A 14,653-nucleotide genomic window follows, 5' to 3' on the forward strand; every position below is an offset into this window, starting at 1 on the left:
GCGTACGCTGTACAGCTGGCCCTGCCGCTCCTGCCGCTCCCCTGCGACGTCGCGGCGTTGTTACGGATCGGGGAGTAGAAGGTGCTCGAGAGTGTGGCTGCGCTGACCGGCAGCCCATGGATCTACGCCGTGGTCGCCCTCTCCGTGCTGCTGGACGTCTTCCTCCCCGTGCTGCCGAGCGGGGTCCTCGTGATCACGGCCGCCACGGCCGCCGCCGCGGGCACCACTTCCGTGGCCGCTGACGCCGCGGGCGCTGCCCGACACGTGACCGAGGTCCCCTCGGTCCTGGCCCTGATCCTCTGCGCGGCCACCGCCTCGGTCCTCGGCGACCTCGTCGCGTACCGGCTGGCCTGGCGCGGCGGCGAGCGTCTGGACCGCGCCATCGCCCGCTCGCGCCGCCTCACCTCGGCGCAGGAACGTCTCGGCGCCGCGCTGAGCCGCGGGGGCGGGGTCCTCGTCGTCATCGCACGCTTCGCCCCGGCCGGCCGCTCGGTCGTCTCGCTGGGCGCGGGCGCCTCGCACCGCAAGGTGAAGGAGTTCCTGCCGTGGTCCGCTGTGGCGGGCGTGGCCTGGGCGGGCTACAGCGTGGGCCTCGGCTACTTCGGCGCCCACTGGCTGGGCGCGAGCTGGCTGGGTACGGCCCTGTCGGTCCTGGCCCTGTTCGTCGCGGGGGCGTTCGCCGCTCTCCTGATGAAGCGCCCGGCGGCGGCCGCCGCGGCCGCGGCTCCGGTCCCGGTCCCTACGGCGTCCTGACACCACCCCGCACTTCCAGGCCGTCCAGCAGCCGGGTCGTCGCTTCGGCGATCTCGTCGACGGCCCGGTCGAAGACTTCTCTGTTGTGCGCGGCCGGGGCACGGAAGCCGGATACCTTGCGGACGAACTGCAGGGCGGCAGCGCGGACGTCCTCCTCGGTGGCCTCTTCGGGGAGGGCCGGCGGGCGAAGGGTCTTGATGCTTCGGCACATGCCTCCAGTGTGGACCGCGCCACTGACAACGTCCCGCTTCCGGCCGCGCCACCCCTGGCCGGTCCCTCCGACCCGCCGGACGGCGCCCGTCAGATGACCGCCTTGGAGCGGTCCGTGCACAGGGCCCAGATGACGAAGGTGTCGATGGCGAGGGAGACGACGGCCCAGACCGGCTGGTAGGGCAGCCACATGAAGTTGGCGATCATGTTGAGCGCCGCGAGCCCGACACCGACCCCGCGCGCCCAGACTGCGCCCTTGAGGATGCCCCAGCCGACGACGGCGAGGATGATGCCGAGGACGAGGTGGATCCATCCCCACGCGGTCACGTTGAACTTGAAGGCATAGTCGTCGATCCGCGCGTAGACGTCGTTCGACGCGATTCCGGCGATGCCCTTGATCGCCCCCAGCACCCCGTCGACCATCAGCAGGACGCCGGCGAACATGATCCCGCCGGCCGCCCAGGGGTTGATGCCCCCGGGGTGCGACGGAGGCGGGGAAGAGCTGCCCGGTGTGGGCGCGGTCTGTGCCATCAGTACCTCCTGGGCCGGTGGAACTGCACGTCAGACCGACCTTGCTCGGCGCGTCCGGGCGCGGCTACCCGACGCGGCCGAACGGGTGAGGGGTCGAGCCTGGGGGGCGGGCGAAGGGCGCGAGCAAGGGGACGGTGCGCGAGAGGGCGCACGCGCATACGCATACGCGTACGCGTCCCGGGCCCCGCACCGTTCCGCCAGGCCGTAGCACCGCATATCGTTCCGGCGGGGTGACACGGTCGCACGGGCCCGTGGCCGGTGGGGTGGGGAGCGGAATGACGCGGGGCGGGGTACGCGGACGCGCGTGGCGGCGTACGCGCACGGTGGGTCGTGGCGTGCGCACATGCGTCGTCGAGTTCGTCGTCGAGACGGTGGGGGAACTCGTCCTGACGGCGGCGGCATGCCTGCTCCTGGCGGGCCTGCTCGTGCTGTCCGTCTGGGGGTGGCAGCGGAGCCCGCTGATCACCGGTGGCCTGGCCGGGCTCCTCGCCGTCTTCCTCTGCTACGGCGCTCGGGAACTGCGCCGCCCGGCCGGGACCCCGCGCAAGAGCCGCCTGGCAGCAGCGGCCGCCTGTACGACGGCTGCCGCGGTGGTGTTCGCGCTCTACGCGTCGTCGTGCTCCTGCGGATGAGGCGGGGACGAGGGGGACCAGGCCGTCGGGGCAGAAACCGTACGGGCCCGGCCGGGGCGAAAACCCCCTCGTCCTTCGATGGCCCCGGCGCTACCCTTCGACCACCACCACGTGATCCCTGAGGCAGGAGTGGAGATGCCCGGTCGCCCGAGCGCGCGCTGACGTCGTAGGTCGTGATCGACCCGTCATCGCGTGCTGCCTCCGTTCTGCGGCACAGCGAGCCTTACTCGCCCGAACCGCCGGTGCGCTTTCCCGCGCCCCGGCCGGCGAGCGTTGTCCTCCGCAGCCCAAGGGGCCTCCGTGCAACCGATGCCACCCTCCCGAACCTCCCCCACGCCCGCCGCAAACCCTCTCGCCTCCTGTCCTGAAGACCGGCACGTACGGGGTTCGCGATGACGGCGGCCGACAGCAACCGGTCGGAGCACACGATCACGGCGGCCGACAGCAACGGGTCGGAGCGCGCGATCACGGCGGCCGACAGCAACCGGTCGGGGCGCGCGGGGAAGGCGTCCGACAGCAACCGGTCCGGGGCGCCGCCGAGTCTGTGGCGGGACGCCGACTTCCGCAGACTGTGGGCGGGCCAGACCGCGTCCCAGTTCGGGGCGCAGGCCACGCAGGTGGTCCTGCCACTCGTCGCCGTGATGTCGCTCGACGCCGGTTCCGGTCAGCTCGGCACCCTGCGCGCGGTGGAGCAGGCACCGATCCTGCTGCTCTCGCTCTTCGCCGGCGCGTGGGTGGATCGTCGGCGTGCCCGTACGGTGATGGTGCTGGCGGACTGCGGACGCGCACTCGCCCTGGCGGTGCTCCCCGCCGCCTTCCTGCTCGGCGCCCTCGGGCTGCCCGTGCTGCTCGTGGTCGCGCTGCTCGTCGGGGTGCTGAGCGTGTTCTTCGACGTGGCGTACCAGGCGTCGCTCGTACGACTGGTGGACCGCGACCGGCTGCCGCAGGGCAACAGTGCGCTGGAGGGCAGCAGATCAGCGGCGCAGTTCGGAGGCCCGGCCCTCGGTGGCGCGCTGGTGTCGCTGTTCTCCGGCCCGGTCGCCGTCGTCACCGGCGCGTTCTTCTTCGCGCTGTCGTCCGTGTCGATCTGGCGGATCCGCAGGCGGGAGCCGGTCCTTGCGCCCGCCGACGGCCCGGTTCGCGTCCTGCGGCAGATCCACGAGGGACTGCGGTTCGTGGCGGGCAACGCGGCCTTGCGGGCGGTGGGGGTGGCCTCGGCCCTCTTCCAGTTCTCGCTCGCCGCGCTGATGACCGTCTACCTGCTCTACCTCCCGCGCGAACTGCACCTGTCGGGTACGGGCGTCGGCCTGGCGCTCGCCGCGACCGGGCCGGGCGCGGTCGTGGGGTCCCTGCTGGCGGCCGGACTGCCGAGGAGGTTCGGGTACGGCAGGGTCCTGGTGTTCTCGGCGGTCGTCGCGGACGGCGTGATGCTCTGCGTACCGGCGCTGCACGGCCCGGCCGCGTCCACGCTCCCCGTACTCATCGGCGTCAACTTCCTCTTCGGCGCCTTCGGCCAGCTGGTCAACGTCACGATGATGGCCGTGCGGCAGGCCATCACGCCCGTGGCGATACAGGGCCGGGTCGTGGCGACGATCACCTTCGCCGGTCTGGGACTGACCCCGATCGGTTCCCTGCTGGGCGGCTTCCTGGCGGCCCACTGGGGACTGCGCACGACTCTGCTGGCGACCGCCGTCGCCCTCTCGCTGTCCCCGCTCTTCATGGCACTCTCCCCGCTGGCCCGCCTGGGCAGACACCTCCCGTACGACCAGCGACCGGCCCCACGCCCGTCGGCCGCGCCCGATGGGCGGTTGCAGACGTATGCCGACGAGTGACGTGTCGAGCGGGCACGGGCCATCGCGCGATCCAGGGTCCGTACAGCGAGCCGGTCCGCCTCGTGAGCCGTCCGCCCGAGATCCTCTCGATCTCGCGCGCGAGGGTCGGACTCGTGGCGGCCGCCTCCCCTGAACACGGGAGCGCCACTGCCGCGTCTGTTGACGGGGAGGGAAACGACGCGGCAACCGCCCCACCACACCCTCCAACGCACCGGGCGAGGGGGCCCGACGACATGCTGAGCGACATCGACACGAGCGAACACGCCGCGGCGCGGCCCGACTTCGTCAAGGAGGCGCTCGCCGCATGGCGCAGATGCCAGGCATCTCCCACCAGACTCCGCACGCGCGGCTGCGCGCTGATTGAGGCCGTCGTTCGGCTGCCCCGCAGGGCGCGGCAGGGCGGCTAAAGCGCCAACTGCCTTACGGATCCGGGGGCAGCGGAAGTCCGTAGGATGGCGGACAGGGCGGAGCCGTAGCGCAGAGGTCGTCGCGCGCGGTCTCCAAAACCGCGAGGACGCCGGTTCGAATCCGGCCGGCTCTGTCCCCCGCCCCACCACCTGCCGCCGACCCCCAATACTCAGCGCCGCTCAAGGGCGGCGGCCACCACGCACCATCCGGGCGCGACGAGAGGCCTACAACACTTCCTCCCGCACCAGGACCAGGCTGACCGACGCCTGCACGAGATTGCTGCCGCGCGCAGGATGCTCGTCGCTCGTCCCCGGCGGCCGGCCGCAGGCCTGCGCCACCCGGTAAGGTGGCGACCTTCGGCCGGCGGAAGCCGTACGGAGTCCTCGAAGGCCGGGCACCTCATGCATCTCGCCGACCATCCCGCACGCCGGCGCCTCAGCGCCGCCCTGGACGATCTCGCCGTCACCTTCCGCGGCATGACCGCGCAGCCCGACGAGAACAACTGCGAGTGCCATTGGGGCAGCGCGCAGGAGCTCTCCCTCCTGAAGACGCCCGACGTGGAGCTGGAGCCGGATCTCCTGCGCCGGACCTGGACGGCCATCGACTGGACGGATCACGGGGCCGTACTGCGCCGCATCCTGCCGCAGTTCGCCCCCGTCCTGGTCGCCGGTGGCGCGGACCCCCTGTTCGGTCTGGAAGAGGCCGGGTATTCGTTCGCCCGAGGCCGCTGGCAGCAGTGGCCCGACGACCAGGCCGCTTCGGTACGTGAGTTTCTGCATGCCTGGTGGGAGCACAGCCTCACCGATCCGGATGCGGTCGTCCCGGCGCACCAGGTCTTCGCGATGTGTGCCGAGGCGTCCGGATCGGTCGGCCCCTGGCTCGCCGCATGGGAGAAGCAGACAGGGCGTCTCAGCGACCGCCGCCTCGCCGAGGCGGCGGCGGAGTGGGAGTACGAGCTCCTGGGAGACAGCCTGCCGTGGAGCGTCGGCTGGTACGAGCACGACGAGGAGGCGATGCGCACCGACCTGGTCGCCTGGCTCCTCGGCCACGCCGCGGTGCGGCTCCACGAGTCGGGCGCACCGGCGGATCTGCAGCACCGGATACGGCTGCTCGGCCTCACCGGCGAGGCCCGCTGGACGGACCCGCACTGGCCCGGCCACCGCTACTGACGACCAGCGGACGCGGCAGCTCAAACGCTCGTAGGCGCACGAGCACAATGCGGCACGGTCGGTGGAGCGGCAGAGCACCGGGTTGCAACACGCCCACGGCGGCGGTGTCACCGCGGCCCCACATGCCACACCCATCGCAGTGATCGAGAGCCTCTGACCAGCACCACAGGTCGGGGGCTCTCTTGTTCTGGCCCGCCTGAGAACTATTGCTGTCTCCCACGATCCCCCGGGCGAACGGGTACGCGAGGGACACTGGAGTCGGTCAGCCGGAAAGAGCGCTGGACCAGGCCTGGTGGGGCGGAGGAAGCAACCTCCGGGCACGTCGTCGGGCCGCGTAACCTCCGATGCCGCCCAGGATCAACGCAACGCCGGCGCCCCCGCTGACGAGCAACACTGCCGGTATGCCGGAGTTCTCCCGTGTCCTTCCCCGCACCCCAGTGACCGCGAAGCTGCCCGACTGCTCACCGAGGTGATAACGCGAGTCGTTGGCATTCGCACGGTGGTCGCCCAACACGAACAACCGCCCGTCCGGGACCATCACGTCGTACGCTCTGGCCGTCACGTTCTCGTCGGCGTCCTTCACGTACGGCTCGTCGAGTGGCTTCCCGTTCACCGTGACCCGATTCCCCACGCCCACCACATGATCGCCGCCTATTCCAATGACCCGCCGTACTACCGGGGCGGCCATATAGCGCTCGGGGGGCGCGATGAGGACCACGTCACCTCGGCGTATCTCATTCGCGTCGACCTGCTCGATCAGCAGTCGCCCCCCAGGACGATATGTGGGCCTCATCGAGTCGCCCGAAACGGTGACCACCTGGTAATGCGTGACCGCATACACGGCAGCCCCGGCCAGGATGGCCAACCCGAGTGGCGCCAACAGCCAGGCCACATCGCGCAACCTGGCGGCCGTTCCTCGCTGCGGCATGTACAAACCCTCCCCTTGAACAGCCCGACGGCTGTACGGGCCGGCAAAGGCTATGCGGCCTCAGCACGTGCCCATCCTCAGCAGCCGTCGACGCTGACTACCCGCCAGGTCCCGCTCGTGCTGCCTGCATTACGCAGTTAGACACTCAACGGGAAGCAGCCTGACTCTCCGACCGTCCGCTTCATCCGAATCAGTGAGCGGCGACCCCTCCGCGAGGAGCGGACGGCGGGGGCTGATGGCCAAGACGTGGCAATTTTACCGGTCAGCGCTGGACGCCGACGTGGTCCAGACGGAGATCGCCAAGTGCCAGCCGAAGCAGCATGAACGCCTCCATCTAGGGATGATCATGGAGCGCACGTCCAGCGACACGCTGCTACCCAAAGATCGAAAGTTCCTAACGTCCCCGCAACGTTGAGGCGGGCGGTTGAGTGACCGAGAGGTTCGCCGCATATCCTCCTGTGGTGCAGTTGCCCCGGGACCCGTCGAACGTCGCCCATGCGCTGACGGCAGCGTTTCCGACCCGTCTTGCCGGCGACGCGCGCAGCGTCCTAGCGGTCATGCCGGAGGCCAGGCTCGCGCCGACGATGCCCTTCGAGGTCGAGGCGCAGGGCGAGACCGTCGCCATCCCGTCGCGCATCTACAACGAGGAGCCGGGCGTCGGCTCAGGTGGGCAACTGTCCGGGACACAGCAGGTGATTCTGCACTGCCTGTACTCCCGGCACCACGATGGCCGGGTTCGCCAGCGGCACCTTGAGCGGATCGTGGCGTCGGGCGAGCCGTGGGTGGTCCCGTTCGTAATGCAGTTGGCCGGCGAGTACGTGGTGGAGATCATCGAGGCGATCGGCCGGGGCCTTCCCGGGCTCGCGGACCCGGGCTCGGCCCAGCGCCGTGCCTACGGTGAGTTCATCGCTCGGAATCCGGCCTTCTTCGCGCGCACGGAGCGGCGCGTGGTGAGCTACTGGTCGTGCTACTACCGCTGGAAGTGCCGAGCGTTTGGGACGTACCCCGGCGGCGTCCTTTTGGAAGCCTTCCGAGCCGCTGTGGTGGAACAGGTGGGCGCGCAGTGGCCGCGACACACTCCGCGCCCCGCCGACGGACGCGGCTGAGAAACCTGCAGGAGTTCGGCTGTGGCCCTATCCAGCAAGGATGAGGTTGTGCAGGCGGGCGATGCCGCGCATGGCGTGGTGGAGGCCGTCGCCTTTGAGCCGGCAGTAGCGGAGGATCTTCCAGGGCCTCATTCGAGCAAAGACGTGCTCCACTCGTGCGCGGACCTCCTTGTGTGAGCGGTTGTGCTCCCGCTTCCAGTCGGGGCTTTCCTCGCTCTTGGTGCGGCGGTACGGCATGATCAATCCAGTCCCTGGGTAGCCGCCGTCAGCTATTACGGTCGTCCGTCGGACCGCTGACTTGGCCCCTGATTCCTCCCACGCCTTGCAGTCGTTCCGGTAGCCGGGCAGCGGCCGTCCGACCACGACGACCAGGCGGGTGTCGGCATCGATGACGACCCAAGGACGTCACGCTCGTCGGCCTGCGGCAGGACCGCATGTTCAACGAGGCGTTGGCCACCGGTGATCCCCTCAAGCTGATGCGGCTTCTCGGGATCACCGCGCAGACCGCCATGCGCTATGTCGGCGCCGCCTGCCCGGAGCGCACCGCGAAACTGCCCAGGTAGCGGCCCGCTCCGAGCCCCATGCCAGCTGAAAGCCCGTGGCGGGGTAGCAGTGGGTCCGGCATCATCCCCATGTGATTGTGATGCAACCCGTTCTGGAGATCTCCGCAGCCGACGACTTCGCGCTCTGGCCTGTTGGCGAGCACGAGTCGTATGGCTACCTCGTGCTGAGCGGGGAGCTCACTCCGGCGGAGGTCGGCACGGCGGTTATGCAGATCGCCGACTGCAACGACTTCGAGCCGGAGGAGGAGCACGGGCCGTGCCCGACCGATCCGCTCGGCACCTTCTTGCACGGGCTGCTCACCATGGCTGATCTGTTCGCCGTCGGCGGCTTCCGGGTGACCGACAACGCCACCGACACCGTCTTCGTAGAGCCGGGCTGCTGCAACGGCCTGGAGACCTGGCGGGACTGGCTGGAGGTGCTTAACGGTACCGGCTGCTCCTACTTCGGCCACGATCCGTCCTCGGTGGCCGAACGTCTTGGCGACATCGTCCGGCTGACGCTCGACGCTCACGGGACGGACCCAGTGATCGAGCTGTCAGTAGACCAGATACGGACGCTCGTGACCGGCGCCCAGCAGGATTTGCAGGACTTCCTCAGCGTTGCCGGAATCTGGGCTGAACAACACCTGCCGGCACACGCTGCCGCCGTCACTGCCGCCCTGGCACGGGCACTGGACCTGGTGCCTACACCATGACCAGCTTCCTGACCCACCGAGCGCACGTGCACGACGCCCGGCTCCCCCTCCACCGGCGGCACAGCGCGTTGCGCACTTGCCTCACCGTTTTTGCTCCTTACGGCTTGCGGGCGACATACCACCACCTCACGCTCAGCGCCGCGATCCCCCGTCGGTTGGAGGCGGACCCGGACGCGCTGGCGCGTGCGGTGGAGGAACTGCACGAGGCGCGGGTGCTGTGGCTCGTGCGGGCAGACGAGTACGCCGCGCAACGCCGGGCAGAGAAGCAGGCTGGGCGGCGGGCTGTACCGAACCCTCGGCCGTGGTGGCTGCAGAGCTGGTGGGAAAGCCCCGACCGTGCCTGGTTCGAAGACCCGTTTCGCCACCCGTCGCTGCGCCTGTCCGAGTACGTTCGGCGGCAGAACGCGATTTTGGACGGTGCCGAGCCGCCCGGCTGCCCGGCTTGCGGGGATGAGGGACCACGAGTGCTGAGCTCGACCGGGCACGGTTGGGTCGAGCTTTGCCGTGGGTGCGCGCGGGCGCTGGCGCCATGTCCGTGCGGGCAGCGGCACCGGTTCGTGCCGGAGACCCCGTTCAACTGGAACGAAATCTGGCAACGGGCGCACATGAGCAATGACGGCACGCTGAACCCACATTGGCCTGTGGGCTAGCCGGTTGGATGCGGCACGGGGGGCTTAAGTGTGGCTGATCAGCTGGGTGGCACGCGCTCTTCAGATCGTTGCCCGCTGCGCAGGGAATCGTTGCCCGGCGCTTTTCGTGGCGAAGAGATATCACGGACGCTGCTGGGAGGTCGCCAGCTGGTCACCACACGTCGACGGACCAGACGTCGCCCCTCTAATGTCCGTCTGGATCTGGGTCGCCTGACGCGTACGGGTCAGGGTCGGCGACGACGTAGATGCGGGCGGCGGACGCGGATACGCGGTAGCAGTCCGTGTCGCTCGACGTGTTGTGCTTGTCGAGTTCGATCGTGTGGCCCAGGGCCAGGCCAACGACCTGCCGGTCCGCAGCCTCCTCCGACGCGCTCGCCACCGCCGACTGCGCCATGTACGCGGCCAAGGGCCGCCCCGGTTGATGTCAGAAGTAGATGTCAAAGGCCCCCAACCATGATCGGTTGGGGGCCTTTGCACTGGTGGGCGCGGACGGTTTCGAACCGCCGACATCTGCTTTGTAAGAGCAGCGCTCTACCCCTGAGCTACGCACCCGTGGATGAGGCAACAGGTTACATGGCCCACGGCACCTGTCGACAATCGGTTACCCGGCCGACGTCGGGCCGGCGGGCCCCGCCCGCACCGCACGCCCCCGCCCGGCCGAGCGTCCCCCGCCCGCCCCGCACCCGGCCGAGCGCCCCCGCCGGACAGCAGCGCCCGCGTCCCCGCACCCGCGCCCACCCCCGCCGCCCCGCCGCCGTCCCCGCCCCCGCCCCCTCCCGCCCCCGCGTACGGGGGATATCCCCACCCCGGAGACGGTAGCCGCCCGGATCGTCTGCCGGGCGGGCGCTGCATACGGTGGGAGCGCATCTACCGGGCCAGCCAGGGGGACTCGACCGTCATGACCATCCTTACCCGTACGCGTAGCAACGCCCTCGCGGCCGCCGGGGGGACCGTTCTGCTCGTGGGTGTGCTCAGTGGGTGTGGCGGCACCGACGTGGAGGGTGCGCCCGCCGAGCACAAGTCGTTCGCGTACAGCGGGAAGGCGCTGACCATTGATGCGGAGAACTCCACCGTGGAGGTCGTTCCCGCCGATGTCGAGCAGATCGAGGTGACCCGCAGGGTCGACGGGTGGGTCATGCTCGGGACCGGGCCGGATCCCGTGTGGGAGCTGGAGGGCGGCACGCTGACGCTTCGGGTGAAGTGCGACGCCCTGATCAGCGACTGCGGCGCGCAGCACCAGGTGAAGGTGCCTCGCGGGGTCGCTCTGACCGTGGATGCGGACAACGGGAAGATCACCGCGTCGGGGTTCGGTACGCCGCTCACGCTCTCCTCCGACAACGGCGGGGTCGTCGTCCGGGATGTCACCGGGCCGCTGGAGCTGAAGAGTGACAACGGCTCCGTGCGCGGCGAGCGGATCGCGGGGGCGTCCGTGGTGGCCCGCTCGGACAACGGCGGGGTGAAGCTCGACTTCAGCCGGGTCCCCGATCTGGTGGACACCGTCAGCGACAACGGGAGCATCACCATCGACCTGCCTGCGGGCAGCAGCCGGTACGCCGTGTCCGCGTCGGCCGACAACGGGCACGTCTCCGTGGCCGTGCCGCGCAGTGACGACAGCCCGCATGCGGTGAAGGCGCACAGCGACAGCGGTGAAGTCACGGTGCGAACCGCGAACTAACAGGCCCGTGTGTTCGTCCTTACCTGGTGGGAGAATGTACCGGGCAAGGCGAAACAGCACGGGAGAGGGATGTGACGGCGACACACGCGAAGCCGCAGGCGAGAGCGGGTGGGGGTTCCGCCGTCAGTTCCGTTGTCAGCCCTGCCGGCGGTGCGGGCCACGTCGGCGGTGCGCGCCTTTCCAGCGGTGTGAGCGGCGCTCCTGTCCGCTTGTACGGGCGCGGTCGCGGTGTGCGTGACGTTCTTTTGCTGATACTCCTTCCCGTGCCGGTGCTCGCCGCGGCTCTGCCCGCCGCCTTCGCCGGGGGCGGGACGCGGCGTTGGTTCGGCGGGCGTGGGGAGGGGCAGCGGGCCGAGGCGCAGGCCGCGAAGGATGCCGCCGCCGAGGCCTTCTACGAGCTCGACACCGCCCAGCGCGATCTGCAGATCTCCATAGAGACCATCACCGCGGTGGACAGCTCGCCGGCCGCCCGGAAGGCCGTCGACGGCTTCGCCGCGCTCGGGCGGCGTATCGACGAGGCCAGCCGCGCCTACATCACCGCCGTCGACGCGCACGATCTCGACCGGCACGATCTTGAACCTGCGGTCGCCTCCCGCGCCCGGGCCGAGCTGTCCGCCGCGAAGGACGAGCTCGTACGGGTCAAGGGCGAGCTGGACCGGTTCGCCGCCGGGCTCGGGCCGCTGCTGGGGACTGCCGAGACGCAGCTCGCCCGGCTCGCCCCCGCGGTGGAGCGGGCGCGACAGGCGCTCCTCTCCGCGAGCAATGCTCTCGACGCGGTGCGGGCGTCCGGCCTGCGGGCGGACGAGCTCGCCGCACGGCTGGCCGCCCTCGCCCCCGAGCTGACCAAGCTCAACCAGGGCGCCGGCCGGCACGGCGTGCCCGAGACCCTCCAGCGCGCCGATCAGGTGCTGCGCGACGCCGAAGCCGTACGCGCCGAGGCGGCGCAGTTGCCCGAGCGGGCCGCCGAGATCGACAAGCGGCTGGTGACGCTGCGCACGCGGGCCCAGGCGCTGACGACCCGGTCGGCCTCCGTCGAGCCGGTCCTCAGCGAGTTGCGGCGACGCTTCTCGGCGGCCTGCTGGCAGGACCTCCAGCCGGTTCCCGAGCAGGCCGCCATCAACGTGCGCCAGGCCGAGGAGAAGCTGAAGGAGGCCGCGAAGGCGCGTGACGAGCAGCGCTGGGCGGATGCCACGTCCCGGCTCAGTACGGTACGGGCCCTGCTCAACGCCACGGACGACGCGGTGTCCGCGGCCGGTGACCGGTTGCGGCGGCTGGACGCCGTCGCCAAGGACCCGCAGCAGGAGATCCAGCGCACCCGGTTCGCCGTCCGCGACGCCCAGCGCCTCGCCATGGCCGGGCGCCACACGCCCGAACCGCGCCACGCCCAGCCGCTCGACGACGCGGTGGCCCGGCTCGACCAGGCCGTCACCGCACTCGAGGGGCGACACCCCGACTACTGGCACTTCCTGACCGTGACGGAAGGCGTACGACAGACCGCCGCACGCGTCGTCTCCGAGATCCGCGAGGAGCGCGGCGCCGGCGCCTGAGGGACCGAGGGCTGGGGGACGGCTTCCCGGGGGTGGGGGCACCTCCCGTCCCCGGGGCCGCTCCGACGTGCGGCGGGCTCGTCCCGGCGAGACCCTGGGAGTACGTGAAGGAGGCCCCCATGGCCACCCATGCACTGCGTCCCACCCGGCGGCCGACCGCCGCTCGCCGAGTCGCCCGGCTCGATGAGCAGTTGCCGGTGGACCACCGGCTCAGCCGCGTCTACCGGATCGGCGCCGGGCTGATGGGGCTGGTACTGCTCGCCTTCGGCATCCTCGGGCTGACCCACCACATCGGTTTCTTCGACACCGGGGGTGACACGGTCGCGGGCCTCAGCACCAACGGCACGCTCAGCGTGCTGTCGATCTGCGTCGGGCTGCTGCTGTTCGTCGGGATGGTCATCGGCGGCAACTTCGCCTCGACGCTCAACATGGTGCTGGGCATCGCCTTCATCCTGAGCGGCTTCGTCAATCTCGCCCTGCTCGACAGCGGGCTCAACTTCCTCGCGTTCGAGATCCAGAACGTGCTCTTCAGCTTCGTGGTCGGGGTGCTCCTGATGATGTTCGGGATGTACGGCCGCGTCAGCGGCGGGCTCCCCCACGACAACCCGTACTGGCGGGCCCGCCATCCCGACCTCGTCTCACGTGAGCAGCGACTCGCGCGGCGCCGGGCGACCGGTGAGATGCCTGTCGCCCGGCCGGAAGGTCCGTGAGGCAGCGAGCGGGGGTCCGACCGGCTGCGTAGGGGGATGCGTACGGGCGAAGCCCCTCCCGACGCGACGGCCTTCTCCCCCGCACGCCAGGCGAAGCCCGCTTCCGACGCGACGGCCTTCGCACACGCCGGGCAAAGCCTCGCCTCCTCCCGAGCGTACGGACAGAGCGCACAGCGGCCGATAGCCTGGGGGCATGCCTCGTTACGAGTACCGCTGCCGCTCCTGCGGAGACACCTTCGAGCTCAGCCGTCCGATGGCCGAGTCCTCGGCTCCCGCCTCCTGCCCCGCCGGGCACGAGGACACCGTGAAGCTTCTGTCGACCGTCGCCGTGGGCGGCTCGGCCGGTTCCGCGCCCGCGCCCGCTCCCTCGGCCGGTGGGGGTGGCGGGGGCTGCTGCGGCGGGGGCTGCTGCGGCTGAGCCGTCGCGGTAGCCGCCCCACGCCTCGCGGCTACCGGGCACCGGCCAGGGCCGCCGGATACGGCTACCGCTTGCGCGACAGCGTCAGTCCGTCCGACACCGTGAGCAGGACGCTGTCCATCCGCGGGTCGGCGGACACGTGGTTGTTGAACTCCTTGATGGCCGCCGCCCCTCCGGTCGCCCGCGGGTCCGTCACGCCGCCGTGGAAGAGCACGTTGTCCGTGGTGATGACGCCGCCCTGGCGCATCCGGGGCACCAGTTCCTCCCAGTACGCGATGTAGTTGCCCTTGTCCGCGTCCAGGTAGGCGAAGTCGATGTGCGGTTCCGCGGGCATGGCCCGCAGCGTGTCGAGGGCCGGGGCGATCCGCAGCTCGATCCGGTCGGCGACGCCTGCCTTCGCCCAGGCCTTCCGGGCGTAGGCGGTCCACTCCTCCGAGATGTCGCACGCGATCAGCCGTCCGCCGGCGGGCAGGGCCTGGGCCATCGCCAGGGCGGAGAACCCGGTGAAGGTGCCGACCTCCACGATGTGCCGGGCCCCGGTCAGCCGGACGAGGAAGGCGAGCAGCGGGCCCTGTTCCTCCGCCGACTGCATGCCCGCGTGGTCGGGGAACGTGGCGTACGTGGTCTCGACCAGCTCGCGCTGGACCGCGTCCAGCGGCGGGTTGTGGGCCAGCATGTACGCGTACAGCTCGTCCGTGATCTTCGTTTCGTTGCCCTTGGTCACCGCGCGACTCCCTGCTCCGCCGAGTGTTCCGCCTAGGGGCGGAACCGCGGTGACTGTAGTCGGCGGGCGGAGCCGGTACGAGTGATTTCGGCGGCGCGTCGG

Annotated in this window: 17 protein-coding genes, 2 tRNA genes and 1 pseudogene; 13 read left to right on the plus strand and 7 right to left on the minus strand. The window is 70.8% G+C overall.

Annotated elements, in window-relative coordinates; translation table 11 throughout:
• Positions 1 to 81: 81 nt before the first annotated feature.
• The gene (locus tag ABZ454_RS31045) at positions 82 to 753 is read left to right on the plus strand and encodes a VTT domain-containing protein (protein ID WP_359542891.1); all 672 of its coding nucleotides are present in this window, start codon (positions 82 to 84) and stop codon (positions 751 to 753) included.
• On the opposite strand, the gene ABZ454_RS31050 is transcribed toward ABZ454_RS31045, so the two are convergent.
• Both ABZ454_RS31050 and ABZ454_RS31055 read right to left on the minus strand, forming a co-directional pair.
• Positions 740 to 964 (minus strand): DUF2277 domain-containing protein, encoded by a 225-nt coding sequence (locus tag ABZ454_RS31050; RefSeq protein ID WP_356316078.1) that lies wholly within the window; start codon positions 962 to 964, stop codon positions 740 to 742. The genes ABZ454_RS31045 and ABZ454_RS31050 overlap by 14 nt on opposite strands.
• 89 nt (positions 965 to 1,053) lie before the next feature.
• Complete coding sequence (locus ABZ454_RS31055) at positions 1,054 to 1,494, minus strand: hypothetical protein (protein ID WP_359542892.1); 441 nt, start codon at positions 1,492 to 1,494, stop codon at positions 1,054 to 1,056.
• A gap of 335 nt (positions 1,495 to 1,829) precedes the next feature.
• Here ABZ454_RS31055 and ABZ454_RS31060 point away from each other — a divergent pair, with 335 nt between their 5' ends.
• The 4 genes from ABZ454_RS31060 (at position 1,830) to ABZ454_RS31075 (ending at position 5,535) form a co-directional block, all read left to right on the plus strand.
• Positions 1,830 to 2,126: a hypothetical protein gene (locus ABZ454_RS31060; protein ID WP_359542893.1), complete on the plus strand. Its 297-nt coding sequence runs from the start codon at positions 1,830 to 1,832 to the stop codon at positions 2,124 to 2,126.
• A gap of 392 nt (positions 2,127 to 2,518) precedes the next feature.
• The gene (locus ABZ454_RS31065; RefSeq protein WP_359542894.1) at positions 2,519 to 3,958 is read left to right on the plus strand and encodes an MFS transporter; all 1,440 of its coding nucleotides are present in this window, start codon (positions 2,519 to 2,521) and stop codon (positions 3,956 to 3,958) included.
• A 466-nt stretch (positions 3,959 to 4,424) separates the two neighbouring features.
• Positions 4,425 to 4,499: transfer RNA gene (locus tag ABZ454_RS31070), tRNA-Trp, on the plus strand.
• A gap of 268 nt (positions 4,500 to 4,767) precedes the next feature.
• Positions 4,768 to 5,535, plus strand: a complete 768-nt coding sequence (locus tag ABZ454_RS31075; protein WP_359542895.1) for a hypothetical protein — start codon at positions 4,768 to 4,770, stop codon at positions 5,533 to 5,535.
• A gap of 262 nt (positions 5,536 to 5,797) precedes the next feature.
• On the opposite strand, the gene lepB is transcribed toward ABZ454_RS31075, so the two are convergent.
• Positions 5,798 to 6,463 (minus strand): signal peptidase I, encoded by a 666-nt coding sequence (gene lepB / locus ABZ454_RS31080; RefSeq protein ID WP_359542897.1) that lies wholly within the window; start codon positions 6,461 to 6,463, stop codon positions 5,798 to 5,800.
• 461 nt (positions 6,464 to 6,924) lie between these two features.
• Here lepB and ABZ454_RS31085 point away from each other — a divergent pair, with 461 nt between their 5' ends.
• The gene (locus tag ABZ454_RS31085) at positions 6,925 to 7,569 is read left to right on the plus strand and encodes a hypothetical protein (RefSeq protein WP_359542898.1); all 645 of its coding nucleotides are present in this window, start codon (positions 6,925 to 6,927) and stop codon (positions 7,567 to 7,569) included.
• Between the two features lie 27 nt (positions 7,570 to 7,596).
• Here the strand turns inward: ABZ454_RS31085 and ABZ454_RS31090 are convergent.
• Positions 7,597 to 7,965, minus strand: a pseudogene (locus tag ABZ454_RS31090) (transposase family protein); the annotation flags it as partial.
• Positions 7,966 to 8,003: 38 nt separating this feature from the next.
• On the opposite strand from ABZ454_RS31090, the gene ABZ454_RS31095 reads away from it, so the two are divergent.
• The 3 genes from ABZ454_RS31095 to ABZ454_RS31105 all read left to right on the plus strand — a co-directional run bounded on the left by ABZ454_RS31095 (position 8,004) and on the right by ABZ454_RS31105 (position 9,477).
• Positions 8,004 to 8,132 carry a hypothetical protein gene (locus tag ABZ454_RS31095; RefSeq protein WP_359542899.1) on the plus strand — a complete coding sequence of 43 codons (129 nt, stop codon included), beginning with the start codon at positions 8,004 to 8,006 and terminating at the stop codon, positions 8,130 to 8,132.
• Positions 8,133 to 8,212: 80 nt separating this feature from the next.
• Positions 8,213 to 8,827 (plus strand): hypothetical protein, encoded by a 615-nt coding sequence (locus ABZ454_RS31100; RefSeq protein WP_359542930.1) that lies wholly within the window; start codon positions 8,213 to 8,215, stop codon positions 8,825 to 8,827.
• Positions 8,824 to 9,477 (plus strand): hypothetical protein, encoded by a 654-nt coding sequence (locus ABZ454_RS31105; RefSeq protein WP_359542901.1) that lies wholly within the window; start codon positions 8,824 to 8,826, stop codon positions 9,475 to 9,477. Before ABZ454_RS31100 ends, ABZ454_RS31105 begins: the two co-directional genes overlap by 4 nt.
• Before the next feature lie 184 nt (positions 9,478 to 9,661).
• Here the strand turns inward: ABZ454_RS31105 and ABZ454_RS31110 are convergent, their stop codons facing one another.
• Entirely contained in the window at positions 9,662 to 9,883 is a 222-nt protein-coding gene (locus ABZ454_RS31110) for a hypothetical protein (protein WP_359542902.1), read from the minus strand.
• 71 nt (positions 9,884 to 9,954) lie between these two features.
• A tRNA-Val gene (locus tag ABZ454_RS31115) sits at positions 9,955 to 10,029 on the minus strand.
• Between the two features lie 346 nt (positions 10,030 to 10,375).
• On the opposite strand from ABZ454_RS31115, the gene ABZ454_RS31120 reads away from it, so the two are divergent.
• The 4 genes from ABZ454_RS31120 (at position 10,376) to ABZ454_RS31135 (ending at position 13,827) form a co-directional block, all read left to right on the plus strand.
• Complete coding sequence (locus tag ABZ454_RS31120; RefSeq protein ID WP_359542903.1) at positions 10,376 to 11,152, plus strand: DUF4097 family beta strand repeat-containing protein; 777 nt, start codon at positions 10,376 to 10,378, stop codon at positions 11,150 to 11,152.
• Positions 11,153 to 11,340: 188 nt separating this feature from the next.
• Positions 11,341 to 12,699, plus strand: coding sequence for a hypothetical protein (locus tag ABZ454_RS31125; protein ID WP_359542905.1), 1,359 nt, complete (start codon positions 11,341 to 11,343; stop codon positions 12,697 to 12,699).
• Positions 12,700 to 12,818: 119 nt separating this feature from the next.
• Positions 12,819 to 13,409: a DUF4383 domain-containing protein gene (locus ABZ454_RS31130; RefSeq protein ID WP_359542906.1), complete on the plus strand. Its 591-nt coding sequence runs from the start codon at positions 12,819 to 12,821 to the stop codon at positions 13,407 to 13,409.
• A 193-nt stretch (positions 13,410 to 13,602) separates the two neighbouring features.
• Complete coding sequence (locus tag ABZ454_RS31135) at positions 13,603 to 13,827, plus strand: zinc ribbon domain-containing protein (RefSeq protein ID WP_356315948.1); 225 nt, start codon at positions 13,603 to 13,605, stop codon at positions 13,825 to 13,827.
• 64 nt (positions 13,828 to 13,891) lie between these two features.
• Here the strand turns inward: ABZ454_RS31135 and ABZ454_RS31140 are convergent, their stop codons facing one another.
• Complete coding sequence (locus ABZ454_RS31140) at positions 13,892 to 14,551, minus strand: O-methyltransferase (RefSeq protein ID WP_359542908.1); 660 nt, start codon at positions 14,549 to 14,551, stop codon at positions 13,892 to 13,894.
• Between the last annotated feature and the right edge of the window lie 102 nt (positions 14,552 to 14,653).

The sequence above is a fragment of the Streptomyces sp. NPDC005803 genome (assembly GCF_040630435.1).
Taxonomy (GTDB): domain Bacteria; phylum Actinomycetota; class Actinomycetes; order Streptomycetales; family Streptomycetaceae; genus Streptomyces.

Coding starts and splice junctions, on each gene's coding strand:
- ABZ454_RS31055 (WP_359542892.1), bottom strand. CDS start 1,494: ATGGCACAGACCGCGCCCACACCGGGCAGCTCTTCCCCGCCTCCGTCG.
- ABZ454_RS31130 (WP_359542906.1), top strand. CDS start 12,819: ATGGCCACCCATGCACTGCGTCCCACCCGGCGGCCGACCGCCGCTCGC.
- lepB (WP_359542897.1), bottom strand. CDS start 6,463: ATGCCGCAGCGAGGAACGGCCGCCAGGTTGCGCGATGTGGCCTGGCTG.
- ABZ454_RS31120 (WP_359542903.1), top strand. CDS start 10,376: ATGACCATCCTTACCCGTACGCGTAGCAACGCCCTCGCGGCCGCCGGG.
- ABZ454_RS31135 (WP_356315948.1), top strand. CDS start 13,603: ATGCCTCGTTACGAGTACCGCTGCCGCTCCTGCGGAGACACCTTCGAG.
- ABZ454_RS31100 (WP_359542930.1), top strand. CDS start 8,213: ATGCAACCCGTTCTGGAGATCTCCGCAGCCGACGACTTCGCGCTCTGG.
- ABZ454_RS31065 (WP_359542894.1), top strand. CDS start 2,519: ATGACGGCGGCCGACAGCAACCGGTCGGAGCACACGATCACGGCGGCC.
- ABZ454_RS31095 (WP_359542899.1), top strand. CDS start 8,004: ATGTTCAACGAGGCGTTGGCCACCGGTGATCCCCTCAAGCTGATGCGG.
- ABZ454_RS31050 (WP_356316078.1), bottom strand. CDS start 964: ATGTGCCGAAGCATCAAGACCCTTCGCCCGCCGGCCCTCCCCGAAGAG.
- ABZ454_RS31075 (WP_359542895.1), top strand. CDS start 4,768: ATGCATCTCGCCGACCATCCCGCACGCCGGCGCCTCAGCGCCGCCCTG.
- ABZ454_RS31105 (WP_359542901.1), top strand. CDS start 8,824: ATGACCAGCTTCCTGACCCACCGAGCGCACGTGCACGACGCCCGGCTC.